We start from the raw sequence: 26379 nt of genomic DNA on the forward strand, positions 1-26379 counted from the left end.
CCGTGCATGAACCGGTCCTGTGCCTTTCAAAGATTTCATACGGCGTTCTCTGGAATAGTTGGGAACGAGGCTTTCAAGACGGCCTCCTCCGGCCTAAATTATCGGTGCTTCGCGTGTCGTTCCGCTAGCCACGGCGGAGCGATGCTCTCAGCCAGGAGAACTCCATGCCCGCTCTGACCGAATGGAGAGTGCCGCCGGCCAATCAGCCGCGGGCGAGCGATTATGATTTCGATCTCGACCGCGCGCTCGCCTCCGTCGTCGGCCTGCATGCCATCATCCCGCCGGACGCCTTCAGTGCCGAGACGCTGGGGACCGAGCGCGCCGGCAACGGCGTCGTGATCGACCACGGGCTGGTGCTCACCATCGGTTACCTCATCACCGAAGCAGAGTCGGTGTGGCTGCATGTCGGAGACGGGCGCGTGGTGGAGGGACATGTGCTCGGCTTCGATGCCGTCACCGGCTTTGGCCTGGTGCAGGCGCTCGGCCAGCTCGAGGTCGACCCCTTGCCGCTCGGCATCTCGGCCGAGACCCGGCTCGGCGACCGCGTCGTGGTCGGCGGCGCCGGCGGACGCACGCGTTCGGTCGCGAGCCAGATCGTGGCCAAGCAGGAATTCGCGGGCTACTGGGAATATCTGCTGGACGAGGCCATCTTCACCCATCCCGCGCATCCGAACTGGGGCGGCACGGCGCTCCTCAACGAGCGCGGCGAGTTGATCGGCATCGGCTCGCTCCAGCTCGAACGCGAGCGCGACGGCAAGGCCGAGCACGTCAACATGATCGTGCCGATCGACCTGTTGAAACCGATCCTGGACGATCTGCGCAAGTTCGGCCGCGTCAACAAGCCGGCACGGCCGTGGCTCGGACTCTTTTCGACCGAGATCGACAACCGCGTGGTGGTGATCGGGATCTCCGCCAACGGTCCGGCCGCCCTTGCCGAGCTCAAGACCGGCGACGTCATCCTCGCGGTCGACGGCGAGAAGGTCACGAGCCAGACCGGCTTCTACAAGAAGCTGTGGAGCCTCGGCGCTGCCGGCGTCGACGTGCCGCTGACGGTACATCATGAAGGCGTCACCTTCGACGTCACGGTAACCTCGACCGATCGCTTCAAGCTCTTGAAGGCGCCGAAGCTGCACTGACAAGCCGAACTGAAGCAAGGAAACGACGATGAGCGAGGCCGTCGTTGACGATATCGTGGCCGTGCTGCCGCCGCTGCTCAATGCGCTGGAGGCGCTCGCCTTCTTTCAGCGCAACCTGCACCCGCCGGCCTTCGGCTCGGTGATGAACGCGATCGGCGCTCCCGACGAGGCGTTGCAAACGGTGCGCGCGGCAATCGGAGAATGGCCGGAACAGTTCACCGGACTGCGCCAGCGGCTCGATCGGGCCTGCGACGAGACGCTCGCCGCCTTTGCCGGCCTGCGCGAGGTTGAGCGTCGCAATGGCGATCTCGTTGCGGTCTTCCGCGCGCTGCGCCACGTCCCGCGCGCGCAGGAGGAACTCTATCCGTTGGCAGTGCAGTTTCCGCCCGTGAGCAGCTTCTTCCTCAACGCCGCCAATCGCGAGAATGCCGACCTGTTGTCGCGACTCGAAGCCGGCGCGGACGCGCACACCGGCATCATCCACGATCACAACGAGCCCGGCAGCCGCGGCGGCTTTTCGGTCTACGTGCCTGAATATTACACGCCCGATCTCGCCATGCCGCTGGTGATGGCGTTGCATGGCGGCAGCGGCAATGGCCGCGGCTTTCTGTGGAGCTGGCTGCGCGATGCCCGCAGTCTTGGTGCGATCCTGGTGGCGCCGACCGCGACCGGCCCGACCTGGGCCCTGATGGGCGACGATTCCGACACGCCCAACTTCATGCGCATTCTCGATACGGTGCGCAGCCGCTGGACCGTCGACGCCTCGCGCATGCTGCTGACAGGCATGAGCGACGGCGGCACCTTCTGCTACGTCACCGGGCTCGACGGCGCCTCGCCCTTCACGCATCTCGCGCCGGTGTCGGCGACCTTCCATCCGCTGATGGCGGAGATGGCTGACGCCACACGCCTGCAGCGGCTGCCGATCTTCATCGCACACGGCAAGCTCGACTGGATGTTTCCGGTACAGACCGCGCGGCAAACGCAGGCGGCCCTCGCCGCCGCCGGCGCGAATGTCACCTATCGCGAGATCGACGACCTCAGCCACACCTATCCTCGCGAGATCAACGCGGAGCTGGTGCAGTGGCTGAATGAAGCGTGAACGGATCGTCCTTACCTGCGCCGTACTGCCGCGGAACTATCATTCCGGGCCGACGTTATCGCCCGTCATCGGAGGTTTCGCCATGCGGATGTTTCTTGGAATGATTTTGGGCGCGCTGCTGCTTGCCTGCAGCGTGTATGTCTATGACTCCATGCAGACGTCGTCGGTTGCTAATGGCGAGGTTGCGACGACCAATCGCACCATCGTAAACTGGGATGTCGCAAAGGCCGATTGGGAAGCGCTGCGCGATCGCGCGCACAAAGATTGGGTCCGCATCTCCTCGAAGTAACGACGTGGTATCATGAATGAAATGAGGCGCCGTCGCGGGTCCGCGGCGGCGCCTTCGTATGCGGTGAATATCGCTCGGCTCAGTTCATCTTGGCCTTGCGGGCGTCGGCGATGACCTGCTCGAACTCGTTCATACTGAGCACGCCCGGCACGCGGTACTTGCCGACGATGAAGGACGGGGTGCCGCGGAAACCGAAGGCTTCGGCCTGCTCGTTGTTGCGCTTGAGCACGGCGTCGATGTCCTTGGCGTGGTCTCCGAGATCGCGCTTCAACCGATCCATGTCGACGCCGGCGGCCGCGAGCAACTCGTTGATGCGTGGATCGGTCAGGCGCGAGCTGACGCCCATCATGGCGTCATGGGCCTGGTGGTATTTGTCCTGGAATTTCGCCGCGAGCGCGGTCCGCGCCGCCGTGACCGAAACCGGACCGAGGATCGGCCAGTCCTTCATCACCAGCCGGACCTTGCCGTCGTCCTGGATGACCTGACGCAACTCGGGCTCGAGCTTGCGGCAATAGGGGCAGTTATAGTCGGACCATTCGATGATGCTGATATTCCCGTCAGGATTGCCGGCGACGGGAACATCTGGGTCGCGCAGCACCTTGGCTTCGGTCAGCACCTCGTCTTCGTCGGTCGCCGCGCGCGCCGCGGTGATCCCACCGGCGACAAGGGCGCCCGCCCCGATCAGCGTCAGCGCCGCGCGCCGCGTCGGCACAAGGCCCTTGTTCCTGAATCCAACCATATCTCGTTCCATTTCGGTCCCATCTCCGTCGATACGGTTCGAGACTGGGAATTGTTACAAATCATATAGAGTGTCGCGGCGCCGATGTCATCGCACCAGCAGCGTGACCGCCAAGGGTACCAGGAAGGAGGTCACCAAAGCGTTCAGGCTCATGGCGATCCCGGAGAAGACGCCGGCGATCTCGTCGACCTGGAACGCTCGCGCGGTCCCGATCCCGTGCGCGGCAAGGCCGGCGGCAAAGCCGCGGGCGCGGAAATCGCTGATACCGGTGCGGTTCATCAGCGGCGTTACGATGATCGCGCCCATGATGCCCGTGAGGATGACCGCAACCGCGGCCAGCGAGGGATCGGCGTGCAGGGATTCGGCGATGCCCATGGCAACGCCGGCCGTGACGGATTTCGGCGCGAGCGACAAAACCACGTCGCGCGGCAGACCGGCGAACTCGGCCAGCAACACCACGGACACCACGGCGGTGACCGATCCCGCGACCAGCGCCACCAGCATCGGCGCGATCGAGGCGAGGACGCGCTTGCGGTTCTCGTAGAGGGGAACGGCCAGCGCGACCGTCGCGGGCCCCAAGAGGAAATGTACGAACTGCGCGCCGGCGAAATAGGTCGTGTAGGAGGTGCCGGTTAGCAGCAGGAAGGCGCCGACGATCCACATCGCATGCAGCACGGGATTGGCGAGGGGATGACGCCGAGTCGCCAGCGACACGGCGTCCGTGCCGGCATAGACCAGCAGCGTCACGGTCAACCAAAGCAACGGCGACTGCGAGAGATAGACCCAGAGCGAGAACGGATTGTCCTTCATCGCGCGTCCTGTTGCCTCAACAGGCGGCTGACCAGGCGAAAGGTGAGTACGGTCGCGAGCAGCGTGACGACCACCGACAGCGCGAGCACGAGAATGATGGCGATGCCGTGGGACGCGAGCAGATCGAGCTTCTGCACGACGCCGACCCCGGCCGGCACGAACAGCAGCGACAGATGCGCGAGCAGACCCTTGCCGGCCGTCTCGACGCCATCATCGCGCAGCGGCCCGCGCGCGAGAAGCGCAAAGCGGTCGCGCGCGAGCAGCAGGATGAGGAGCAGCAAGAGGGCAAGCACCGGGCCTGGCATCGGCAGGCCGAGGCCGCGTACGACAGCTTCGCCGATCAACTGGCAGAGCAGAATGAGACCAAGACTTGCAAGCATGATTTTGGCATCAAGGGATGCGCCGGCCGTCTTGTCAATCACCGCTATGCAGCGGGCGTGCGCGGTTCGTGCGAAGCGGCAACGCGCGGCAGCATCGCCATCAGCGTCCCGGTCATCGTTGCGATCAACGTGACCTTGCCCTGGTGCTCGGCAAACGCCTTCGCCTCGCAAAAGGTCAGCGTGCGGCCGGGCTTGACCACCTCTGCCTTGAAGACGAAACGCTCGCCCCGTGCCGGCGCGAGCAGCGTGGTCTTGAACTCGACGGTGAGGATATCGGCCTCGCGCGGCATCAGGGTGAAGGCAGCGACACCACAGGCGTTGTCGAGCCCTGCGGTGATGATGCCGGCGTGGACAAAGCCGTTCTGCTGTGTGAGGGCCGGCGAATGCAGCATGGCGAGTTCAGCCTCGCCCGGCGCAAGGCGGACGATCACGATGCCGAGCGTGTGCATCGCCGGCTGGCCGTCGAACATGGCGATGGCAGCCGCGCGATAACCCGGGTTCTTCGGCTCGTATGCGGCCATGGCTCAGGCCTCCGCGGGCTCGGCGAGATGCCTCAAAGCGAGCTCGCGAATGGCATCCGTGAACGGCACAGATTTACGCAGGCTGCGGTCCATGTGCACGCCCGTGATCTCGCACAACGCGGCGATCTCGCCGGTCTCGGCATTGGTCATGTCGTGCCGGAAGCGGATCGATTTGTCGCGGATCTCGAGCAGGTGACTGCGGATCTCGACGATGTCGCCGGCGAGCAGCTCGCGCTTGTAGGTGATGTTCTGCTGCACGGCGGCCATGCCGCGGCCGGAGCCGCGCAGGTAGCTCGGCGTGAGCCCGAGGCGGGCGAACAGATTCCAGTTGGCTTCGTCGAACTTGCCGACATACCACATGATGTTCATGTGGCCGACGTGATCGCACTGCCACGGATAGACCGTGCCGCGATAGGTCGCCTCCTGCTCCATCGCAATTCTCCCTGGCTCTTTCCCACCTTTGGTTATTGATACGGTAGCGTATCAACCTCCTCCCGCGTTAGCAATACGGCACCGTATCAAGAATCGGCGAGGCTTCCCGCATGAGTGACGGCAAAGGCGATGTCTGGGTCGAGGCAGGGCTCACCGAGCTCGCCCGATCGGGGGTCGAGGGGGTGCGGGTCGAGGTGCTCGCCAAGAACCTCGGCGTCACCAAGGGCGGCTTCTACCGCCGCTTCGCCGACCGTGCCGCGCTGCTCGGTGCCATGCTGGAACGCTGGCGCGAGGGGCGCTCAACGGCGATCGCGCAGCAGACGAGCCTCGATGGCCAAGACCCCCGTGAACGGTTGAGGGCGGTGATCCAACTCTATTCCGAGCGGCTCAATCCGGACGGGATGGCAATCGAGCTTGCGATCCGGCAATGGGCCCGCTCGGACGAGGGCGCCGCGACAGCGGTGGCGAACGTGGACGCGGCGCGGCTGAAGCACGTCGCCGAACTCTATCGCGCGACCGGCCTCGATACCGAGGCAGCCGAAGCGCAGGCCTTCCTGTTCTACTGCTTCATCTTCGGCCAGAGCCTGCTGTTCGTCGAGCGCGGCCCGCGCAAGCGATCGCAGCTCGTGGCGAAATCGGCCGAGAAGCTACTGGATTAAGCAAGAGGCCGGAGCTTGGCCCCGGCCTCTGTGTCGTCTTGAAGCGTCAGGCGGCGCCCTTCAGCTTCTTGTTGCATTCGCTGTAATAGCCGCCGCCCTTCTCGATCCACTTCATGCCGCCATTGCCGTTGGTGGTCTTGTTGGCGTTGTACTGGTCGACGCAGGTGTGCAGGCGCCCCTTGCCGGGGGTCTCCTTGGCGTATTTCGGATCGACCGCGTTCGGATAGATCGCGGGGCCGGCCGGCAGGGTCGGCGCAGCAGCCGGGGCGGCCTCCTTCTTCGCCTGCTTCAGCTCGGCAGGAACGGCGGGCGCAGCAGGAGCGGCCGCGGTCGGCGCAGCCGCTGGCGTCGCGTCCGCGCCGCACTGGGCCTTGCGGAAGTCGTTCCACTTCGTGGTGCCGAGCGAGCCGTCCTTCTTGGCGGCCTGGTATTTCGCGCTGCACTCCTGCGAGGTCAGCGCCTGCGCCGGCGCACTTGCCACCAGCGCGGCAAAGCCCGACAGCGCAACTGCACACAGCAACTTTGATTGAATGGTCATCCTTGTCTCCTCCTTGATCTTCCCCCGAGGGAAGTGAACCGAGGATTGCTATCCTAGCGTGCTGCCCGCTCGCGACAAGGAAGCGATGGCTGCTGCCGCCAAAATATAGTGACCCTCCACGTTCGAATTATTCATGTCGCGTTCAGCAACGCCAGCCGACTTTCGCGCCCTTCGCAATTCCCGCAAGAAGAGTGCAGCACCATGACCTTCACATCTCGCCTCGCCGTCGTCGCTCTCGCCTCCCTTCTCGCCACCGGCACTGCCTTCGCGCAGACCGCCGCGCCGGCAGCAAAGACCGACACCAAGACCACGACCGCCGCCCCCATGGACAAGAAGGCACCGAAGGAGCACTCGGCCGAGTCGCTCGAATGCTCCAAGCAGGCCGACGCCAAGGGCCTGCACGGCAAGGAGCGCAAGAAATTCCGCTCCGAATGCATCAAGACCGCCAAGGCCGGCATGGCCGCGCCGGCTGCGGACAAGAAGTAAGTCCTTCCCCCCTGCTCGCGGCTTCGGCGAGAGGCGCGCGCATTGCGGCATGACGTGGCCGCAATTGTGCGCCTCTCGCTGATTTGCGATAAGGTGGTGTGAAGCAAATCACCGCCTCCCTGCCGTTCGAATGGCCGAGCCGTGCCAAGATCTTGAGCACGGTGGAAACGCTCGTCATTGGCACCGCCGGAGGCCTCGTGTTTCTGCTCGCGGGCCTTCCGGGGGGATTGATCTCGGGCTCCATGATCGCGGTCGGGGTCGCCGCGATCGCCGGTCGCCAGCTGACGCTGCCGCCGATCCTGACCCAGACCGTGCTGGTGCTGCTCGGCATTTCGTTAGGATCAGTCGTCTCGCGCCACCTGCTTCAACAGGTCAGTGCCTATCCGCTCACCATCGGGCTGCTCGCGCTCGCGACCTTCTGCTCGACCTTCGGCTCCAGCTATTATCTCCAGCGCATCCACGGCTGGGACCGCACCTCGGCCTTCCTCGCCGGCAGCCCCGGCGCGCTGTCGCAGATCACGATCTTGGCGGTCGAGCGCGGCGCCGACCTGCCGGGCATCGCGGTGGTGCAGACCATGCGCGTCATCATCCTCACCGCGGCACTGCCCATGGTGCTGGCGTTCGCGGGCGTTGCACCCTCCGTCGCGCCGTCGCTGACGACGACGATTGCCTCGCCGCTCGACCTGGTCGAACTCGTCGCGGCCTCGCTGGCCGCGGCACTCCTCCTGCGGCTGATCAGGTTTCCGGCGAGCTGGATGTTCGGTGCGATGATCGGCTCAAGCGTGCTGCATGGCGCCGGCTGGGTCGAGGGCGGCCTGCCGGACTGGGTACGCGGCGTGGCGCTGGTCGGCATCGGCGCCCTGATCGGCAGCCGCTTCGCGCGGATGCGGATCAAGACGCTCGCCGGCCACATCAACGCGGCGCTGGGCTCGTTTGCCGTCGCCATCGCCGTCTCCGCGATCTTCGTCGGCATCGTGGCGCTCACCACGCAGGTGAAATTCTCTGATGTCGTGGTCGCCTACGCCCCCGGCGCGATGGACGCCATGCTGGCGCTGGCCCTGACGCTGCACATCGACCCGATCTTCGTCGGCGCACATCACCTCTCGCGTTTCGTCTTCGTGACGATCGCGACGCCGGGCATCGTGCACCTGTTCGGCCGGACGCAGGACGATGTGGACGATTGAGCCTCAGCGCTTCGCCGTCGCAACGAATCCCCACGCGGCGATTGCAGCCATCAACAGCGAGATCAGCACGTTGTAGCCGGCAAGCGAGAGGCCGAGAAAGCGCCACTGCACCTCGTCGCAGCGGACCACCTTCACGGTGTCGAGCCGCGACAGCAGATCGGTGGCGCTGCCGAGATTGACGACGGGACCGGAGCAGTCGGTCGGTCCCTTCCAAAAGCCCCATTCGACGCCGGAATGATAGGAGCCGAGCCCGGCATTGGCGAGGCTCGCCAGCGCAAGGATCGCAAGGCCCGCGAGCAGCAGCGGTCGCGGCGCACCGGCCCGCGCCGCGAGTGCGATGAGCAGGCCGAGCGGGATCGCGAGGTAATAGGCGTAGCGCTGCTCCAGGCAGAGCGGACAGGGCACGATCCCGAGCACCAGCTGGAAGAACCAGGCGCCCGCGATCGTGGCGGCCGCAATCAGGGTCACAGCGAGCGAGGCAGTCAGAGCCGGGCTGGTGGCCGCCGATTTGAATGCAGGTATTGCGGCACTCTGGGTCGTCACGGCAGCCTCTTTTCGATGGGTCGCTTTCCAAGGCTGTAACGCCGGCTCATGCGGCTGTCGAGAACGGCCGGGATCACTTTGGCGCGGGTTGACCCCGCTTTGTCCATGGCTATAGTCCGCCGGCTTCGCGACGCCTGCTTAGGGCCGACCGAGGGCCCCTGTGGCGGAACTGGTAGACGCGCTCGACTCAAAATCGAGTTCCGCAAGGAGTGCTGGTTCGATTCCGGCCAGGGGCACCAAGTCTAGAATATAAATTATAACAATGACTTATTCGGCAGCCTCGATTCCGGATTCTCGGAAAAATTTTCGCCGCGAATTTTGATATTCCGAATGAAGAAAACTGATCGCTGAATGTTGCGACTAATTCCCTAGGTGGCTGCTCGCTCCTCACTCAAGCTAGGGCCGGAAACGGGAATTTTGCCGCCCTTGCGTGATCCGCGATGCCGGCAGCCGCTCAAGTGGCACAACTCTGGATTCCACCCATGCAGAGGTACTTGATTTCCAGATAGTCCTCGATGCCGTATCTCGAACCCTCACGGCCGTTGCCGCTCTCCTTGCCGCCGAACGGTGCAACCTCGGTCGAGATCAGGCCTTCGTTGATACCGACGATGCCGTACTCGAGCGCTTCGGCAACGCGCCAGACCCGTCCGATATCGCGGCCGTAGAAATAGGCCGCAAGTGCGAACTCGGTATCGTTCGCAAGCCTGATTGCTTCCTCTTCAGTCTTGAAGCGCAATACAGGCGCGACCGGGCCGAAAGTTTCCTCGCGGAAGACCAACATGTCCGACGTGGCATCCGCCAACACCTGAAGCGCTCAGCGTTAAGTGGGGTCGTTGCCGCTCAGAAACTGTGTCACGACCTCGATCTGTTCGTCAGGGATCAGGGCCGGCGCATGGCCGCAGTCCGCGACGGTGTGAACGCGGACATTGCGATTGCGCCGCATCATGTCCTTGAGGACGCCCTCTGAAAGCAAATCCGATTGCTGCCCGCGTATCACAAGAATGGGGACGTCGATCGCGTCCCAGTATTTCCAGAGATCGACGCTGTAGTGCCAAGGATTTCGAAAGGCATGGGCGATATTCGGATCGCACAGCGGCCTGAAACAGCGTCCCTCCGCGCTCCAGACCACACTATGCGTTGTCAGATGCCGCCAGTGCGCATCCTCCAATCGCCCGAACGGAGCCAGAACCCGCCGGTAGTAGCCTTCGGCCTGTTCGATCGTCTCAAAGAATCTTGGCGCATCGTTGAGATTGGCGCCGAGGCGAAGCAATCCGGTCCAGGGCAGATAAGGCCCAATATCGTTGATGACGATGCGACGGATCGGACTGCCCGGAAGGGCAGCCAGCACCATCCCGATCAAGCCGCCCAGCGACGTTCCAACCCAGTCGATTTCCGTTGCATCAAGCGCTGCCATCAGCACGGTCATGTCGCTGCAATATTGCGGCAACGCGTAATCGCTGCTGTCATGCAGCCGCTCGCTTTGTCCCCGGCCAGGCAAATCCGGGCAAATGACGCGCCGACCCGCGCTGGCGAGAACTGCGGCGAGGTGATCGAAGTCCCGGCCGTTTCTGGTCAACCCATGGACGCAGAGCACCGGCCGCACCGCGGGCACGGGCCCCCAATCCGTGAATGCGATGCGATGGAAGCTGCGCCGGGTCAGCCCGCGCACCGATCCGGTGCGGTCGGGCGCCCTCTGCCGTCCTTCAGGCCAGTCCGCGGGGCGCAACTCGGTGGATTTCAGCTCCATCGGTCTATTCGACAAACCGGTGGGCGTCGGCCGAGGTTTCGAAGATATGCGGCGCGACGTCGCGGCGGGCCAGCGCGTCGCCGAGCTTCAGGCGCATGAATGCGCTGGTGGTGTAGCGCGAGGCATGATCGTAGCAGGTCCGCTCGACCTCGGCGGCCATTGAAAACCATTTCTCCGCCATGTCGGGAGCGATGTAAGACGAATCGTAGTTGACGACTGCGGAAAACCGGCGTCCGACACGATGGAAGAGTTCGAGAATCGACGCCCGGATTACCTCGACGTCGGCATCTCTATGGACCCGATAGCCGTCAAGTCCGAGAAACAGCGTGTTGCGATCGGCATCGTACGACAGCCGCTCCGCCAGCGGCCGATTGAGCAGCCGGTCGTCGAGTTGCATCAGCGCTTCGCTGAACAGCGAAACATCCATGGATTTCGGCGCGCGGATGATGGGCCGAAAGCCCATGAGCGCGAGAATGTCGCGCTCCATATCGATACCCGGCGCGATCTCGATCAGTTCGAGACCTTCAGGGGTCAGGCGGAACACGCATCGCTCCGTCACATAGAGAACGGGCTGCCTGTTGGTTGCGGCAAGCTGGCCCGAAAACGTGATCTGATCCACCTTGCCGATGAATTTCGAGGACTTGCCTTCGCTGAGGATCTTGAGCTGACCATCCACGACCGACGTCTTGAGCCCAGCGGTGGTAAAGGTGCCTGCGAAGATCAGCCGGCGCGCATTCTGGGATATGTTGATGAAGCCGCCGGCGCCGGCCAGGCGGCCATTGAACAGGCTGACGTTGACGTCGCCGCGGCCATTGACCTGAGCCATGCCGAGACAGGCCAGATCGAGCCCGCCGCCGTCGTAGAAATCGAACATCTGGTTCTGGTCGATGATCGATTCTGCATTGATCGAAGCACCGAAATCGAGGCCGCCTTGCGGAATACCGCCGATGATGCCGGGCTCGGCAGTCAGCGTCACAAAGTCGAACAGCTTCTCTTCGGCGGCAACCGACGCAACGCCCTCGGGCATGCCGATGCCGAGATTGACCACGCCGCCCATCGGCAGTTCCAGGGCGCAGCGGCGCGCAATGATCTTGCGGTTATCCAGCGCCATCGGAACATTGCGATCGGCCGGCGCGCGCAATTCGCCCGAGAATGCGCCGTTGTAGCCGGTGGCATAGGTCTGGACATGGTTTTCGGGCTGGGCAACGACGACGCAGTCGATCAGCACGCTCGGAATCTTGACATGACGCGGATTGAGCGAACCGGAGGCGGCGATGCGCTCCACCTGCGCGATGACGAACCCCTTGCAGTTCTTGGCGGCCGTTGCCAGTGCCAGATTGTCGAGGGTCAACGCCTCCTTCTCCATCGAGATGTTGCCGTTGTGGTCGGCGGTGGTACCTCTGATGATCGCAACGTTGATCGGAAATGCCTTGTAGAAGAGCCATTGTTCGCCATCGATTTCGATCAGCCGCACCAGCTCTTCGGTGGTGCGCGCATTCAGCTTTCCGCCGCCATTGGCCGGATCGACGAAGGTGCCGAGCCCGACCTTGGAGAGAAGCCCGGCCTTGCGCCCCGCAATTTCGCGAAACAGATGCGATACGCATCCGAGCGGCAGATTATAGGCCTCGACGTGATTGTCGACCGCCATCCGTGCGAGCTTCGGAACCAGGCCGAAATGTCCGCCGACCAGGCGTTTGATCAGGCCGGGATGCGCCAGGCGGTTGAGACCGCGATCGGCGCCATCCCCCGGCGCCGCCGCGAACACCAACGAAAGGTCCCGCGGCTCTCCGGTCTGCACGAAGCGCCGCTCCAGCGCCTTGATGATCTCGTCGGGCGTTCCCACGCCGACGAAGCCGGACGAGGCGACGGTGTCACCGGAACGGATGATGGCCACCGCCTCGGCGGCGTCGACGATCTTGTTGCGCATCAGGCTTCACTTCCGGGATTGGCGTCGCGGGCGACCAGCCAGTCGGCAATGCTCTGGCTCAGCTTGCCCTGCGATTTGCTGGAGACGAACAGGCCGACATGGCCGCCGGGCAGCGGAATTTCGGTATAATCCGTGCTGCCGATCTTCGCGCCGAGCGCACGCGAGCAGTCCGGCGGAATGATATGATCGTCCAGCGCGAAAACATTCAGCACCGGAGCCGTGATCGACTTCAGATCGACCCGACAGCCGGACAGTTCAAAGCTGCCATCGACCAGGCGGTTCTCCTGGTAGAGATCCTTCAGCCACTGCTTCGCCGCTTCGCCAGGATGATGCGGACGGTCCGCGAGCCACTTTTCCATACGGAGGAAATTCATGAACTTCGCCTCGTCATCGACGACGTCGATGAGATCGACATTGTATTTCGTCAGTGACCGCATCGGCGTCATCATCGAGAACACCGAGCTCATGAACTCGCCCGGCAGCACGCCGTAGGTATCGACCAGCTTGTCGATGTCATCAGGATCGAGGCTGCGGGTCCAGAGGTTGAGGAAGCCGTGGTGCGCGGCCTTGTCCTTGACATCGGCATGGAAGTCGATCGGGGTGATGGTGATGACGAGATTTTTTACCTTCTCCGGATGCAGAGCGGCGTAGCACGTCGTAAAGACGCCGCCTTCGCAGATGCCGAGCAGCGTGATCTTGTCATGGCCGGTTTCCTGCGCGATGCGGTCGACTGCGGCATCGATGTAGTCATCGACGTAATCATCAATTTTCAGCCATCGCTCGGTTCGGCCCGGCTGGCCCCAGTCGATCAGCCAGAGATCGAGCCCTTTTGAGAGCAGGCTGCGCACCAGCGAACGGTCGGGCTGTAAATCGGCCATGGTATACCGCCCGATCAGGCCGTAGGCCAAAAGGACGGGCGTCTTCGCGGTCGCTTCCGCCATCGGCTCGTAATGGAACAGCTCGACCTTGTCGCGGCGCATGACGAGATGCTTCGGCGTCGTGCCGATGGCGACGTCTTCATCCCGCGTATTGGCGATCAGCTGTGCCGCCTTGAACATTTTCTCGGCATTGGCCGCCATGTCGCGGGCGACGCGCAAGGTCTGATCCTCTTGATCGCTCATCGTGCGCCTTCGCTCTTCTGGTCGCGGATCTGGCGGGCGAGCGTACGGACTTCTCGGCGGAGTTCGGTCAATTGCCGCGTCACGTCGTCGAAATCCTTGCGAGTCGGCAGGCCCAACATGGCTGACGCCGCTTCAGCTACGTCATCCTGCCGACTCCGCAATTTGAGCCCCGCCTGGAGTAGCTCTTTCTGAGCTTGCAAAAACCCGTCGGTGCGCTGGTTACGGATCAGTTCCTCGTTGGAGATTTCGCTCCATTTGGCGAACGCCTCGCGCCACTCCGGATGCGGGGAGCCACCGCTAGCCGTTGCGGACATCGTCTCGTAAAACCGCTTCGACGCTTCAGGCCACGGCGCGGCAGCGACCGCATTGTAGCTCGCAAGCCGCTGACGCATCTCGATCCAGGCGCCAAAGGCCAACGCCATTTTCCGGTCGATGTCCCAGACGTCGGCAAGCCGCGGCCCCTGCGCCATTCGCTCGATCGCTGCCGACAATTCGTTGCCGTCGCCAAAACCACCCGGTTTCTCCGACAGACGCGCCAGCATGAACGGTGCCATCGACCCTGACCACGCCTCGACCATGCGGTTCGAGGATTCGGCCATCGTCTGCCAAAGCTTCGCCCATTCCAGGCCGGGATCGGAATCAACGGAAGCCGATTTGTCGTTCTCGCTCATGCTGCTCACTCTTTGTGCCCGTTCAGGCTGCCGCGCGGTTGCCGAACGCCTCGGTGTAGATCGCAAGCGCATCGTCGAAGCTCAATTCCCTGGGATTGTTGACCAGAAGCCGCGTCTGCTTCATCGCGTCCTCGGCGAGCTTCTTCAGGTCGCCCCTCGCGATGCCGACGTCGGCCAGCGAGGCCGGCACGTTGCAATCCCGGCAGATCGCCGCGATCGCATCGACGAACAGACGTGCGCGCTGGCTGACACTCATTCCTTCCGACTTGGGATCGACGATCGGCGCCAGTTCGGCATAGAGCCCTTCTGCCTCCGGCAAATTGAACCGCAGCACCTGGGTCAGCACCAAGGCATTCGATAAGCCATGCGGCACGTGGAACAGCGCGCCGATCGGATAGGCCAGCGCGTGCACGGCGGCGACCGGGGAATTGGCGAAGGCCATGCCTGCCAGCATCGAACCCAGCAGCATTTGCGACCGCGCCTCCAGATTGGATCCGTCCGTGCAGACCGTGCGGACGTTCGCCGACAGCAGGGCGAGAGCCTGCCGTGCCAACTGGTCCGACATCGGATTCTTCCGGTGCTTGCTGGTATAGGCTTCGATTGCGTGCACCATGGCGTCGATGCCGGTTGCAGCGGTGACATGCGCGGGCAGGCCGAGCGTCAATTCCGGATCGAGGATGGCCCAGTCGGGGAGCAGGCGGGGTGCAACAACGCCCTTTTTCTCGGTCGTCGGCGTGGTGACGATCGCGATCGGGGTCACCTCCGAGCCCGTTCCGGCCGTTGTCGGCACCAGCAACAGCGGAAGGCGTTCGCCCTTGGCAAGGCCGACGCCGTAGATATCCTCCAGGCGATCAGGCGTCTTGGCCAGATAAGCCACCAGCTTCGCGGTATCGAGCGCGCTGCCGCCGCCGATCGAGGCAACCAGCTCGATGTCCTTGTCACGGCAAAGTGCGACCGCCCGCTCGATGATATGGGACGGCGGATCCGCCTCCACGTCTTCGAATATGGTCAGTTCGCAGCCGCCGGCAACCAGGCCAGCCTCGGCATTTTTCGTCAGGCCTGCATTGCGTACACCCTTGTCGGTCACCAGCAGGACACGTTTTGCCGCGTATCCCGCGACCAACTCCGCCAACTTCTTCGATGCGCCTGCCTCGAACAGGATGTTGGGCGGTGCCTGGAACGTAAAGGCTTTCATCTGACATCACTCCTGATCTGATCGGACGTTACTGCCGCAAGCGCCGCGGCGAGCTGTTCGGTCACGGCGTCAATCGGCTGCAAGCCGTCGACGATGTTGAGCAGTCCCTGCGACCGGTAGTATTCCGTGACCGGCGCGGTTTGCTCGCGATAAACGTCGAGCCGGGTCTTGAAGACCTCCGGATTATCGTCGCGGCGCACCGGCGCGCCTCGGCTTGCCGCCTCGTCGGCGCGCCCCTTGATGCGGTCGAGCAGTGCATCTTCATCGACCTTGAGCTCGAGTACCGCATCGAGCTTAATGTCCCGACTGGCCAGTTCCCGATCGAGCGCTTCGGCCTGGGCGACCGTGCGCGGGAAGCCGTCAAGGATAAAGCCGTTTGCCGCGTCGGAATGATCGATACGGTTGGCGATCACGGACACCACGACATCGTCGGGCACAAGTTCACCGCGATCCATGATGTGCTTGACGCGCAATCCCGCAGCCGTGCCTACCGCGACCGCCTGGCGCAGCATGTCACCGGTCGACAATTGCGGAATCGCAAATCGAGTCACGATCCTCGTCGCCTGCGTGCCCTTGCCTGCGCCTGGCGGCCCCAACAGAACCAGTCTCATATCCTTGCCCATATCTCGGTTTTAGCTCTTTGCCCGGGCGATTGCCTCGACGATCAGTCGGCGCGCTTCGGCACTGTCCCCCCAGCCGATCACCTTGACCCACTTCCCCGGCTCCAGATCCTTGTAGTGTTCAAAGAAGTGCTGGATCTGCTCGATCGCGATCTGCGGCATGTCGGCGATCCCGTTGACGTGGGCGTAGCGCATTGTCAGTTTTGGCATCGGCACGGCGATGATCTTCTCGTCGCCGCCGCCCTCGTCGTCCATTTTGAGTACGCCGATCGGCCGGACATTGATCACGGCACCAGGAGCGATCGGCCGCGAATTGGCCACGAGCACGTCGATCGGATCCCCATCATCCGAAAGCGTGTGCGGCACGAAGCCATAATTTCCGGGATAGCGCATTGGCGTATACAGGAAGCGATCGACGAACAGCGCGCCCGCAGCCTTGTTCATTTCGTATTTGATCGGTTCACCGCCGATTGGGACCTCGATGATGACATTGACGTCTTCAGGAGGATTGTCGCCGATCGAGATCGCCTCGATATTCATTTCGGCCCCGTCTTTTGGCTATGGCGGTTCTTGATGAGATCATCGACCACGGCGGGATCGGCTAGGGTCGAGGTGTCGCCGAGCGCGCCAACTTCGTTCTCGGCGATCTTGCGCAAAATCCGACGCATGATCTTTCCAGAGCGGGTCTTGGGCAGGCCCGGCGCAAACTGAATGACATCGGGTGCGGCGATTGGTCCGATCTCCTTGCGGACCCAGGCCACCAGCTCCTTGCGCAATTCCCCGGATGGCTCCGCATCGGACATCAAGGTGACGTAAGCGTAGATGCCCTGCCCCTTGATGTCGTGCGGAAAGCCGACGACAGCGGCTTCGGAAACCTTCTGATGTGCCACCAGCGCGCTTTCGACTTCGGCGGTCCCCATGCGGTGGCCGGAGACGTTGATCACGTCGTCGACGCGGCCGGTGATCCAGTAGTAGCCGTCGGCGTCGCGCCGGCAGCCATCGCCCGTGAAATACTTGCCCGGATAGGTCGCAAAATAGGTTTGCATGAAGCGCTCGTGATCGCCGTAGACCGTGCGCATCTGGCCCGGCCAGGAATCGGCAATGACGAGATTGCCTTCGCACGCGCCGGTCAGCACGGCGCCATTTGCGTCTACAACTTCCGGCATCACCCCGAAGAACGGCAGGGTTGCCGAACCTGGCTTCAAAGCGGTCGCGCCGGAAAGCGGCGAGATCAGAATGCCAGCGGTCTTGGTCTGCCACCAGGTATCGACGATCGGACAACGTCCATCGCCGACGACGCGGTGATACCAATCCCAGGCCTCCGGATTGATCGGTTCGCCGACCGAGCCGAGCAACCGCAGCGATGCACGGCTGGTCTGTTTAACCGGCCCTTCGCCCGCACCCATCAACGAACGGATGGCGGTCGGCGCGGTATCCGACTTGTCTACGCCCACTTTGCAGCCCTTCCCGACGCATCATGATGCGATTGTCTTGAGCGAATGATGCACCGTCCGCACTCCGACCGCGTGCAGGCACCATCCTGTTATCAAGCGATACGATCGTCGCTTTGAGGCGAGCGGTCCTACTTATTCAGGTCAACGGTCGACGGCGGGCTCATCGCACTTGCAAGCTCGCGAAACTGCGCGTTCATTTTGTCCATCTGCTCCTTGAGATGGCTTTGGTAAACCGCACTCATTTCCTGCGGGTCCTTGGCATGCAACAGCCGTTGCGCAAGCTCGAAACCCGAAGCCACATTTTCCTCGGCGAACGCGACGGCCCTTTCGTTCATCTCCTTCGCAGCCGAATAGGTTGAGCGAACGCTGGAATCGGCCTTCTCTCTCAATTTCTGGGATTCGGTTATGTATTTCGACACAGCCTCTTTCGCCTTATCGAGCGTGGTCTGCGCCATTTCCCGCATCTTCTCGGCCTGCTCGTTGATCTGCTCACTCATTGCACTCTCCATTGCCGGCGTTTGCGATCACGCCAATTTCAGCTCAGCCAATCAATGACCCTTGCCGACGGCTCACACCGTCGGCTCAACGACCTGTTTCAGCTTCTCGCGAAGTTCATCCACCAGCACGCGCGTATTTTCGCTGTAGTCGATAGGCACCACGACGAGGTGCACACCGCCACCCTTGAACGCGTTCTCGAGTGTCGGAATCAGTGAATCCGTGCTTTCGACCCGCGAGCCTTTCGCGCCGTAGCTCTCGGCATATTTGACGAAATCCGGATTGCCGAACGTGAGGCCAAAATCCGGGAAACTATCGACCGCCTGTTTCCAGCGGATCATGCCATAGGCCGAATCTTCCAAGATCAGCACGACGAGATTCAATTTAAGGCGAACCGCGGTTTCCATCTCCTGCGAATTCATCATGAAACCGCCGTCGCCGCAGACCGCGAGCACGCGACGTTCCGGATGCAGCATCGCCGCCATCATGGCGGATGGCAGCCCGGCGCCCATTGTCGCCAGCGCGTTATCCAGCAGCAGCGTGTTCGCCACATAGGTGCGATAGTTGCGGGCAAACCAGATCTTGTACATCCCGTTATCAAGCGCGACGACGCCGTCTTCGGGAATGACCTTTCGCACATCGTGCACGATGCGTTGCGGCGTCGGCGGCCAGCGCTCCTCGGTGGCGCGATCGCCGATCCGGGCCAAAATACTTTCGCGAAGGCTTAACAGCGCGCCGGCATGATGCAGTCGCCCCTCGAGACGGTCCGCCAGCAACTCCAGGCTCGGCCCGACATCGCCGACCACCTCGCACTGCGGAAAGTAGACCCGCTCCACGTTGGCTGGCGTGTAGCTGACGTGGATGACTTGAGGACCTTTCGGGCCCATGATGAATGGCGGCTTCTCGATGGTGTCGTGACCGATGGCAATAATCAGGTCGGCCCGGTCGACCGCCTCGTGCACGTAATCGCGCTCGCTGAGCGCCGCCGTTCCCATGTAGAGATTGCTGCCGCCGGGTACCGTTCCTTTGCCCATTTGTGTGGTGAAGAACGGAATTTTTGTGCGGCGGACGAATCCGCCGATGCCAGCCGTGCTGCGCGGCCGGGACGCGGCGGCGCCGAGCATGATCAAGGGCCGCTTGGCCTTGAGGATCATGTCGGCGGCGCGGTCCAGCGAGGCACGATGGGCGACCGGGATCTCAATCGGATGCGGCGCCACCATCGCGACGTCCTCGGCTTCCTCGCCCGCGATGTCCTCGGGCAGTTCCAGCAGAACCGGACCCGGACGCTCTTCCATGGCGATTCGGAAGGCATCGCGGACAATTGTCGGAATGCCGCTTGTGCTGACGATCTGGAGCGACAGCTTGGTCAACGGCTTGAAAGCGCTAACCACGTCGACGATCTGGAATTTAGCCTGCCGGCTGCTCATGATGCCCTTCTGGCCCGTGAGCATGATCATGGGCATGGCGCCGAGCAGCGCGTAGGCGGCGCCAGTCGTCAGGTTCAATGCGCCCGGGCCTAGCGTGGTGATGCACACGCCGGGCTTGCCGGTCAGCCGTCCATAAGTCGCGGCCATGAAGGCCGCGCCCTGCTCGTGGCGCGTCAGGATCAGCTTGATCGACGAGTTGCGCAAGCTTTCCACGACATCGAGATTCTCTTCACCGGGAACGCCGAAAATTCGGTCGACGCCCTCGTTCTCGAGTGCGGCAACCAATAGATCTGACCCCTTCGGCATTAGCGCGTCTCCTTTTTCAATTCACTTCTCAGCAGACACCGTCCCACGCATGGACGAAGCCCGTGGTGTTCGATTCAGATCCGGCCATCGCCTTCGAGATAGCCTCGCGTCCTCGTATCTGGCATCCAGAGCGAGGCAATGAAGGCGACGAAAGCCATCGCCGCGACGTACCAGAAGAATACCGTTTCGTATCCGGACGATTTCAGTGACAACGCAACATATTCGGCGGTTCCGCCGAACATCGCATTTGCAATGGCGTAAGGAAGCCCGACCCCAAGCGCGCGCACCTCGGGCGGAAACAGCTCGGCCTTCACGACGCCGCTGATCGAGGTGTAGAAACATGCAATCATGAGGCCGACCATGATCAGGCCGAAAACGGCATAGACGTTGGTCGTGCCGGACAACATCATCAACAGCGGCACCGCGGCGAGCGTCGCGCATCCGCTGAACAGAAGCATGTTGTTGCGGCGACCAATCCGGTCCGAGAGCGCCCCGAACACCGGTTGCAGCAGCATGAAAGCGATCAGCGCCACGGTCATGATCGAGCTGACCACCTTGGCATCGAGCTTCACGCTGTTGACAAGGAACTTCTGCATGTAGGTCGTGAACGTATAGAAGAAGAGCGACCCGCCGATGGTAAATGCGAGAACGATCAGGAGCGCGCGCTTGTGACGCAAGAGACCGGAGAGAGAACCAGCCTCCTTGCGATGCATGGTCTCGGCCGACGCCGTCTCCTGCAACGAGCGGCGGAGATACAACGCCACAACCGCTGCGACGGCTCCGAACAGGAACGGAACTCGCCAGCCCCATTCCTTCAGCTCGTCGAGGGACAATGTCTGTTGCAGAACCACCACCACGAGGAGCGCGAGAAGTTGCCCGCCGATGAGCGTGACATACTGGAAGGACGAATAGAACCCGCGGTTGCCCTTGCCGGCAATCTCGCTCATATAAGTTGCCGCCGTTCCATACTCGCCGCCGACCGACAGGCCCTGCGCCATGCGCGCAAACAGCAGCAAAGCCGGCGCTGCGGCGCCGATTGTTTGGTACGTGGGTAGCATCCCGATCATCAGCGATCCGGCGCACATCAGGAGCACCGACAGCACCATCGAATTCTTGCGGCCATGCGCGTCGGCGATCCAACCGAACAGCCAGCCACCGAGCGGCCGCATGAAGAACCCTACGGCGAAAATGCCGGCCGTCGCCAGCAACTGGCTGGTCTGGTCGCCCGACGGGAAGAACGCGGCGGCGAAATAGATCGAGGTAAATGCGTAAGCATAAAAGTCGTACCACTCGACAAGATTTCCCGATGAGGCTGCCACGATCGCTTTGATACGCGAGAGCTTTTGCGCCGTGCTATCAGCGGGGATTGCCGCGTGCGATGCAACAATAGCGGTCATTGCTTACCCTCCCAATCGACGGATGATGCTTTGCGTGAAGTCGCCAGTGGACGCCTTGCCGCCCAGATCGGGCGTGCGAACGCCGTCCTTGCGCAGGACCTGATCAATTGCCGCTCTAAGACGGTTTGCAAGATCAGGCTGATCAATGTGCTCCAGCATCAGCCCGACCGCCAGCAGTAAAGCCAGCGGATTGGCGATTCCCTTGCCGGCGATATCCGGCGCCGAGCCGTGCACGGCCTCGAAGATCGCCGCATCCGGCCCAATGTTGGCACCGGGAGCCATCCCGAGACCGCCGACCAGGCCGGCGAGCTGATCGGACAGGATGTCGCCGAACAAATTGGTGGTGACGATGACGTCGAACTGCCAGGGATTCATGACGAGCTGCATCGCCGTGGCATCGACGATGCGATCGTCCATTTTGACCCTGCCCTCGTACTTCTTTGCAACCTCGTGCCCGACCTCGAGAAAGATGCCGGTCAGCGCCTTCAGCACGTTGGCCTTGTGCACGACGGTCACCTTCTTGCGACCGTTCTTGAGCGCGTAGTCGAATGCGAATTCGATGATCTTGCGCGATCCTTCGCGGGTGTTGACCCCGGTCGAAATGGCGACCGCGTGCGGATCGTCCCCGATCGGGATGTAGTGTTCGAAAGCGACATAGAGGCCGCCGAGGTTCTCTCGCACCAGCACGATATCGATGTCGTCGAATCGTCCTCCGGGAACCATGCTTCGAACCGGCCGCAAATTGGCGTAAAGGCCGAATTCTTCGCGCAGACGAACATTGATCGAGCGGAATCCTCCCCCCACCGGCGTCGTCAGCGGGCCCTTCAGGGCGAGCCGCGTGCGTCGGATGCTGTCCAGCGTCGCCTGCGGCAGCGGATCACGGCTTGCCTCGATCGCGGCCAGGCCCCCCTGCTGGATGTCCCATTCGAATGGAGAGCCGAGCGCTTCGAGAATGTCTACGGCCGATTTCACGATCTCGGGGCCGATACCATCGCCTGGAATGAGCGTGGCGGGCCGCTTCGTTTTGGATTGAGCAGACATTTTTATATCCTGGTGGAGAGCCGCGGGGATTTGTGGATGTCAGACATGTTGCCTGCGCTCAATGTACGGGGCTTGCGGCGGAAGTGGCGGGGAGCATTTCCTGCTTGTTGATCCAAAGCACCGCGACGATTCCCGCGATTTGAAGCAGAGCCAGCGGAATCAAGGCCATGGGGAAGCTACCCGTCGCCTCCTTGATGATACCGAGCAGCCACACCGCGCCCGAAGTACCGATGTGCGACAGGGTATTAATGCCGGCAATTCCGGCCGCAGCCGTAGCCGGAGAAAGTGTCCCCGTCGCCAAGGCCCAGAATGGTCCCTTGATCGAATAATTGCCGATCAAGACTACGCTCAGAATAGCGAGCGTCACGGGTAATGAACTCGTGAGCATGGTCGCAAGCAGCGCGGTTGCGCATAACGCAAGCGGTATTGCGGTGTTTTGAGCATGGGCGTTCGACCTGTCCGAATATCTTCCCCAAAAGATCATCGCGACGGAGGCAATGCCAAACGGGATGGCATTCAGGAATCCGGTCTCCATGTCGGACATCCCGAACGATTTCACGATCTGAGGCTGCCACAGCGACAACGCGTTGCTCGTGGCCGAGCTCCCCGCATAGATCAAACCGAGGATGAGCACATATTTGTTAGTCAGGATTTGCCACAGCGACATGTGGCCGCCCTGCTTCGCCATCGATCGCTCGGACTGCAGGCGCGCGTCGAGCCAATTGCGCGCCTCCGGCTCGAGCCACTTTGCATCAGCGGGTTTGTTCGGAAGCCCGAAGAACGAGACCAGGCCGAGCAGGACGGCTGGGATGGCTTCAACGATGAAAAGCCACTGCCAACCACGCAGACCCAGCAAGCCATCCATCGCCAGCAAGGCGCCGGATATCGGCGATCCCAGAAAGCTCGATAGCGGTATGGCCACCATGAAAACCGCAACGATCCGTGCGCGATAAGCCGCCGGAAACCAGAAGGTCAGATACAGGATCACACCAGGAAAGAACCCGGCCTCCGCTGCACCCAACAAAAACCGGCTCAGATAAAAAGTAACCGGCCCTACCGCAAAAGCGGAGAGAATACCGACCATCCCCCATGTGATCATAATGCGCGCGATCCAGATCCGCGCGCCAACTTTCTGCATCGCCAGATTACTGGGGACCTCGAAAATAATGTAGGCGATATAGAACAGCGCCCCGCCCGCCCCGAAAGCAGCCTGCGTCAGGCCCAGATCCTTGTTCATTTGCAGGGCCGCAAACCCGGCATTGACGCGGTCGACGTACGAAATGAAATAGCAAACCATGAAAAACGGAAGCAGGCGCCATGTAATGCGGCGCATGGTTTCCGCTTCGATCCTCGGTAGCGGCGCGGAATTCATTGGCATGGCGTCCTCGTTTCGGGTTGACGGTCAGGCAGCCAGTTGGCGCAGGACGTATTGAAGAATTCCGCCGTTGCGGAAATATTCGAGCTCGTCGAGCGTATCGATGCGGCAGGTCAAGGGAATGATGGCCTTATTCGCACCATCGGACTCGCGGATCTCGATCGCGAGCTTCTGGAGATGCTGGGAAGGCCATTCTTTTTCCGCTGCGGCAAGCGAATAGTAGGCGCAGGTCTTTGCACCGACGACAAGTGTCTGGCGTGCGCCGAAGCTGTTGAGATACTGCTTCATGATCAAGTCCCCCCTTCGCTGCAATCGTGCGCGTCCCGCAGATCTGAAGCCGGTCTATTTCTCCGATGCGGCAAGGGGATCGAGACCCGCTTTTTTCAGAGTCGGAGCGGCTGCAGCTGAAGCGAGGAAGGCAATGAGAGCCCGTCCGGCTTCTGGCTGATCGGCGCTGGAGGTTATGCCTGCAGAAAAGATCGTAATTTTCTGGACGTCTGACGGGAGCGGCCCGACAAGGTCGGCTCCAGCGATCGGCAGGAGTTCGCTGATCTGTTGAAAGCCGAGTTCGGCGTCACCGCGTGCAACAACACTGGCGACCGGCTCGGCCGGAATCATCTTGGCCTTGTCCTTCATCTCGGCCGCAATCCCGAGACGCTTGAACAGCTCGTTGCCGACATAGACGCCGCTGGCGCTATCGGAGTATGCAACCGACTTCGCGTTCAACAGTGCCTGTTTCAATGCGTCGGACGTACTGATATCAGGCTTTGGCGTCCCGGCGCGTACCGCGATCCCGATCGGCGAGCGCACCAGGTCGACGCGGCTGGTTCTGACCGCCCTGCCCTGCTTGATCATCTCGCCCAGCGCGTCGCCGACCATGATGAGCACGTCCGCTGCCTCCCCACGTGCCAGTCGCACTGGGATAGCGTTCTCCGTCGTACCCATCGAAGGGCCATAGGCCGTGACGACCGTGTTTCCCGTCGCGCGTTCAAATTGCGGTACGAGCTCCTTGTAAGGCGTCGCCAAGCCTCCCGAGAGCATGACCCTGACCTCGGACGCCCCGGCGATTCCCGCCGCGGCCGTCAAAACAATCAGCAAGCTCAGCGCAACTAGCCTGCGCACGACGATCGTCACGCTCATCGGCAATTTCCTTCGATGCTATTATTCGGGGACTGTGCTTGCTCGTTGACGGTCGAAATCATCGAGCACTTTGGTGGTCACGTCCCTATCGCCGTCTCAACCGAACTAGCGCCGGATAGCGCGCGTCGTTCCTGCGGCCTGTAAACGAGGTACGTCCCGGCCAGACCACAGAGCGCTGCCGCGCTCATCCAATATCCCGGCGATGCATTGTCACCAGTGGCAGCGATCAGCCAGGTGCAGATCGCTGCCGTAAACCCTCCGAACGTCGTTGCCAGACTATATGCGAGGGAGAATCCCGACGTTCGTACGCCTACCGGCATGACTTCGGTCAATGCGACGATCATCGCGCCGTTGTAGCTGGCGTAGATGAACGACAACCAAAGCAGGACCGTCAGCATCTTCGGGAACGTCGGGCCTGCGGCCAACCAGGAAAGCGCGGGATATGCAGTCAGAAATGCCAAAGTCGAAAAGGCGATGAGGATCGGCCGACGACCAATCCGATCGGACAACGAGCCCATGATGGGAAGCCAGATGAAATTCGATATTCCCACGCAAATCGTCACGATCAGGCCGTCGGCCGCGGTGAGTTTGAGGACCGATTTGCCGAATGTCGGCGTGTAGACGGTAATGAGGTAGAACGACACCGTGGTCATGATCACCATCATCATCCCGGCAAGAACAACGCTCCAGTTTGCGAGGATGGAGCGATAGATCTCGCGGGGTGTCGGATGATGCTTCCGCGCCAGGAATTCATCGGTTTCCTGCAGCGAGCGTCGAATGAAGAACACGAAAGGAACGATCAGGCAGCCGATGAAGAACGGAATGCGCCAGCCCCAATCGTTAAGTTGCGCCGGTGCAAGCCATGCATTCAGAGCAAACCCCAGCGAGGCCGAGACGATGATCGCGACCTGTTGACTAGCCGATTGCCAGCTGGCGTAAAAACCCTTCTTTCCCGGTGTGGCCATTTCCGAGAGATAGACGGAAACACCACCAAGCTCGACGCCAGCCGAGAAGCCCTGCAGCAGGCGCCCAATCAAGACGAGGATCGGGGCCAATATGCCAATGGTTGCGTAACTTGGCACGAACGCGATGAGCACCGTTCCGGCAGCCATGATGGATAATGTAACGATCAGGCCTTGGCGCCGCCCGATCCGATCCACGTAGGCGCCGAGGATGATGGCGCCGAGTGGACGCATCAGAAAGCCTGCGCCAAACGCGACAAACGTCAGCAGCAGTGACGCGTATTCATTTTCAAGCGGGAAGAATGCCTTGGCGATGTACGATGCGTAGACGCCCGACAGAAAGAAATCGAACATCTCAAGAAAGTTGCCACTGGTGACGCGGAGCACCATGCCAAGCTTCGACTGTCCGGTGGTAGCCGTCATGCCGTCCTCCCTTTTTATCGTTTGTGATTCTTCGTCTTGTTCACCTGTCAGGCAGGTGTTGCAAACTTGATCGCGGCCGGATTGACCGATACGCGAGGCGCTATCGTTCAAGCTAGGCTGCCTCACCGTATATCAGCTGCCTGTCATCAACCTGTCGCTGATGCACCCTGCAGGAAATTTGGTCGAAGCCGGAGGTGAAGACGGCGCGCTTGGCGAGCCGGCAGATATGGGGATTTCTCTCGGATGTTATTCCGTTTGAAAT

At 62.0% G+C, this 26379-nt stretch carries 28 protein-coding genes, 1 tRNA gene and 2 pseudogenes; 7 read left to right on the top strand and 24 right to left on the bottom strand.

Going from position 1 to position 26379, the window contains the following annotated elements; genetic code table 11:
- The first annotated feature begins 164 nt into the window (after positions 1–164).
- The 3 genes from ABIB90_RS00700 to ABIB90_RS00710 all read left to right on the top strand — a co-directional run bounded on the left by ABIB90_RS00700 (position 165) and on the right by ABIB90_RS00710 (position 2524).
- On the top strand, positions 165–1136 hold the full coding sequence (locus ABIB90_RS00700; RefSeq protein WP_007597405.1) for a S1C family serine protease: 972 nt from the start codon (positions 165–167) through the stop codon (positions 1134–1136).
- 28 nt (positions 1137–1164) lie between these two features.
- Positions 1165–2235 (top strand): phospholipase, encoded by a 1071-nt coding sequence (locus ABIB90_RS00705; protein WP_354199948.1) that lies wholly within the window; start codon positions 1165–1167, stop codon positions 2233–2235.
- An 82-nt stretch (positions 2236–2317) separates the two neighbouring features.
- Positions 2318–2524, top strand: a complete 207-nt coding sequence (locus ABIB90_RS00710; RefSeq protein ID WP_007597407.1) for a hypothetical protein — start codon at positions 2318–2320, stop codon at positions 2522–2524.
- A 79-nt stretch (positions 2525–2603) separates the two neighbouring features.
- On the opposite strand, the gene ABIB90_RS00715 is transcribed toward ABIB90_RS00710, so the two are convergent.
- From ABIB90_RS00715 to ABIB90_RS00735, 5 genes are all read right to left on the bottom strand, one after another.
- Entirely contained in the window at positions 2604–3263 is a 660-nt protein-coding gene (locus ABIB90_RS00715) for a DsbA family protein (RefSeq protein WP_219680537.1), read from the bottom strand.
- An 87-nt stretch (positions 3264–3350) separates the two neighbouring features.
- Positions 3351–4073: an LrgB family protein gene (locus ABIB90_RS00720; protein WP_007597415.1), complete on the bottom strand. Its 723-nt coding sequence runs from the start codon at positions 4071–4073 to the stop codon at positions 3351–3353.
- On the bottom strand, positions 4070–4453 hold the full coding sequence (locus ABIB90_RS00725) for a CidA/LrgA family protein (RefSeq protein WP_354199949.1): 384 nt from the start codon (positions 4451–4453) through the stop codon (positions 4070–4072). Before ABIB90_RS00725 ends, ABIB90_RS00720 begins: the two co-directional genes overlap by 4 nt.
- Positions 4454–4497: 44 nt before the next feature.
- Entirely contained in the window at positions 4498–4974 is a 477-nt protein-coding gene (locus ABIB90_RS00730) for a PaaI family thioesterase (RefSeq protein ID WP_354199950.1), read from the bottom strand.
- Between the two features lie 3 nt (positions 4975–4977).
- A complete protein-coding gene (locus ABIB90_RS00735) occupies positions 4978–5406 on the bottom strand; it encodes an acyl-CoA thioesterase (RefSeq protein WP_007597421.1) in 429 nt (142 codons plus the stop codon).
- Between the two features lie 110 nt (positions 5407–5516).
- On the opposite strand from ABIB90_RS00735, the gene ABIB90_RS00740 reads away from it, so the two are divergent.
- Positions 5517–6065, top strand: a complete 549-nt coding sequence (locus ABIB90_RS00740) for a TetR/AcrR family transcriptional regulator (RefSeq protein ID WP_007597422.1) — start codon at positions 5517–5519, stop codon at positions 6063–6065.
- A 46-nt stretch (positions 6066–6111) separates the two neighbouring features.
- On the opposite strand, the gene ABIB90_RS00745 is transcribed toward ABIB90_RS00740, so the two are convergent.
- Positions 6112–6603 (bottom strand): hypothetical protein, encoded by a 492-nt coding sequence (locus tag ABIB90_RS00745; RefSeq protein WP_354199951.1) that lies wholly within the window; start codon positions 6601–6603, stop codon positions 6112–6114.
- A 201-nt stretch (positions 6604–6804) separates the two neighbouring features.
- Here ABIB90_RS00745 and ABIB90_RS00750 point away from each other — a divergent pair, with 201 nt between their 5' ends.
- The gene (locus ABIB90_RS00750) at positions 6805–7089 is read left to right on the top strand and encodes a PsiF family protein (RefSeq protein ID WP_007597424.1); all 285 of its coding nucleotides are present in this window, start codon (positions 6805–6807) and stop codon (positions 7087–7089) included.
- A 98-nt stretch (positions 7090–7187) separates the two neighbouring features.
- Positions 7188–8273, top strand: coding sequence for an AbrB family transcriptional regulator (locus tag ABIB90_RS00755; RefSeq protein ID WP_007597426.1), 1086 nt, complete (start codon positions 7188–7190; stop codon positions 8271–8273).
- 3 nt (positions 8274–8276) lie between these two features.
- On the opposite strand, the gene ABIB90_RS00760 is transcribed toward ABIB90_RS00755, so the two are convergent.
- A complete protein-coding gene (locus ABIB90_RS00760) occupies positions 8277–8816 on the bottom strand; it encodes a disulfide bond formation protein B (protein WP_354199952.1) in 540 nt (179 codons plus the stop codon).
- A gap of 154 nt (positions 8817–8970) precedes the next feature.
- Here ABIB90_RS00760 and ABIB90_RS00765 point away from each other — a divergent pair.
- Positions 8971–9055 (top strand) — tRNA-Leu (locus ABIB90_RS00765).
- Positions 9056–9270: 215 nt separating this feature from the next.
- On the opposite strand, the pseudogene ABIB90_RS00770 reads toward ABIB90_RS00765, so the two are convergent.
- From ABIB90_RS00770 to ABIB90_RS00850, 17 genes and pseudogenes are all read right to left on the bottom strand, one after another.
- Positions 9271–9621, bottom strand: a pseudogene (locus ABIB90_RS00770) (aldehyde dehydrogenase family protein); the annotation flags it as partial.
- Positions 9622–9636: 15 nt separating this feature from the next.
- The gene (locus tag ABIB90_RS00775; protein ID WP_354199953.1) at positions 9637–10419 is read right to left on the bottom strand and encodes an alpha/beta fold hydrolase; all 783 of its coding nucleotides are present in this window, start codon (positions 10417–10419) and stop codon (positions 9637–9639) included.
- Positions 10420–10567: 148 nt separating this feature from the next.
- Entirely contained in the window at positions 10568–12490 is a 1923-nt protein-coding gene (locus ABIB90_RS00780; protein WP_219680556.1) for an acyl CoA:acetate/3-ketoacid CoA transferase, read from the bottom strand.
- Positions 12490–13611 (bottom strand): class III poly(R)-hydroxyalkanoic acid synthase subunit PhaC, encoded by a 1122-nt coding sequence (gene phaC, locus ABIB90_RS00785; RefSeq protein WP_007597434.1) that lies wholly within the window; start codon positions 13609–13611, stop codon positions 12490–12492. The genes ABIB90_RS00780 and phaC overlap by 1 nt, the downstream gene beginning before the upstream one ends.
- Positions 13608–14282, bottom strand: coding sequence for a poly(R)-hydroxyalkanoic acid synthase subunit PhaE (locus ABIB90_RS00790; RefSeq protein WP_007597435.1), 675 nt, complete (start codon positions 14280–14282; stop codon positions 13608–13610). Before ABIB90_RS00790 ends, phaC begins: the two co-directional genes overlap by 4 nt.
- A 22-nt stretch (positions 14283–14304) precedes the next feature.
- Positions 14305–15477, bottom strand: coding sequence for an iron-containing alcohol dehydrogenase (locus ABIB90_RS00795; protein ID WP_354199954.1), 1173 nt, complete (start codon positions 15475–15477; stop codon positions 14305–14307).
- Positions 15474–16088, bottom strand: a complete 615-nt coding sequence (locus tag ABIB90_RS00800; RefSeq protein WP_354199955.1) for an adenylate kinase — start codon at positions 16086–16088, stop codon at positions 15474–15476. The genes ABIB90_RS00795 and ABIB90_RS00800 overlap by 4 nt, the downstream gene beginning before the upstream one ends.
- Before the next feature lie 21 nt (positions 16089–16109).
- On the bottom strand, positions 16110–16637 hold the full coding sequence (gene ppa, locus ABIB90_RS00805; RefSeq protein ID WP_354169193.1) for an inorganic diphosphatase: 528 nt from the start codon (positions 16635–16637) through the stop codon (positions 16110–16112).
- A pseudogene (locus ABIB90_RS00810) lies at positions 16634–17530 on the bottom strand (AMP-binding enzyme); the annotation flags it as partial. The gene ppa and the pseudogene ABIB90_RS00810, both read right to left, overlap by 4 nt.
- Before the next feature lie 149 nt (positions 17531–17679).
- Complete coding sequence (locus ABIB90_RS00815; protein ID WP_007597440.1) at positions 17680–18048, bottom strand: phasin family protein; 369 nt, start codon at positions 18046–18048, stop codon at positions 17680–17682.
- A gap of 72 nt (positions 18049–18120) precedes the next feature.
- The gene (locus ABIB90_RS00820) at positions 18121–19779 is read right to left on the bottom strand and encodes an acetolactate synthase large subunit (RefSeq protein WP_354199956.1); all 1659 of its coding nucleotides are present in this window, start codon (positions 19777–19779) and stop codon (positions 18121–18123) included.
- Between the two features lie 74 nt (positions 19780–19853).
- On the bottom strand, positions 19854–21176 hold the full coding sequence (locus tag ABIB90_RS00825) for an MFS family transporter (RefSeq protein WP_007597444.1): 1323 nt from the start codon (positions 21174–21176) through the stop codon (positions 19854–19856).
- A gap of 3 nt (positions 21177–21179) precedes the next feature.
- The gene (locus ABIB90_RS00830) at positions 21180–22217 is read right to left on the bottom strand and encodes an isocitrate/isopropylmalate dehydrogenase family protein (protein WP_007597446.1); all 1038 of its coding nucleotides are present in this window, start codon (positions 22215–22217) and stop codon (positions 21180–21182) included.
- A gap of 58 nt (positions 22218–22275) precedes the next feature.
- Positions 22276–23595, bottom strand: coding sequence for an MFS transporter (locus tag ABIB90_RS00835; RefSeq protein WP_354199957.1), 1320 nt, complete (start codon positions 23593–23595; stop codon positions 22276–22278).
- Positions 23596–23619: 24 nt separating this feature from the next.
- On the bottom strand, positions 23620–23880 hold the full coding sequence (locus ABIB90_RS00840) for a hypothetical protein (protein ID WP_007597450.1): 261 nt from the start codon (positions 23878–23880) through the stop codon (positions 23620–23622).
- A 54-nt stretch (positions 23881–23934) separates the two neighbouring features.
- Positions 23935–24732 carry a substrate-binding domain-containing protein gene (locus ABIB90_RS00845; protein WP_354199958.1) on the bottom strand — a complete coding sequence of 266 codons (798 nt, stop codon included), beginning with the start codon at positions 24730–24732 and terminating at the stop codon, positions 23935–23937.
- Positions 24733–24809: 77 nt separating this feature from the next.
- Entirely contained in the window at positions 24810–26117 is a 1308-nt protein-coding gene (locus ABIB90_RS00850) for an MFS transporter (RefSeq protein WP_354200368.1), read from the bottom strand.
- Positions 26118–26379: the final 262 nt, after the last annotated feature.

It is taken from the genome of Bradyrhizobium sp. JR4.1, assembly GCF_040548605.1.
GTDB classification, from domain to species: Bacteria; Pseudomonadota; Alphaproteobacteria; order Rhizobiales; family Xanthobacteraceae; genus Bradyrhizobium; species Bradyrhizobium canariense.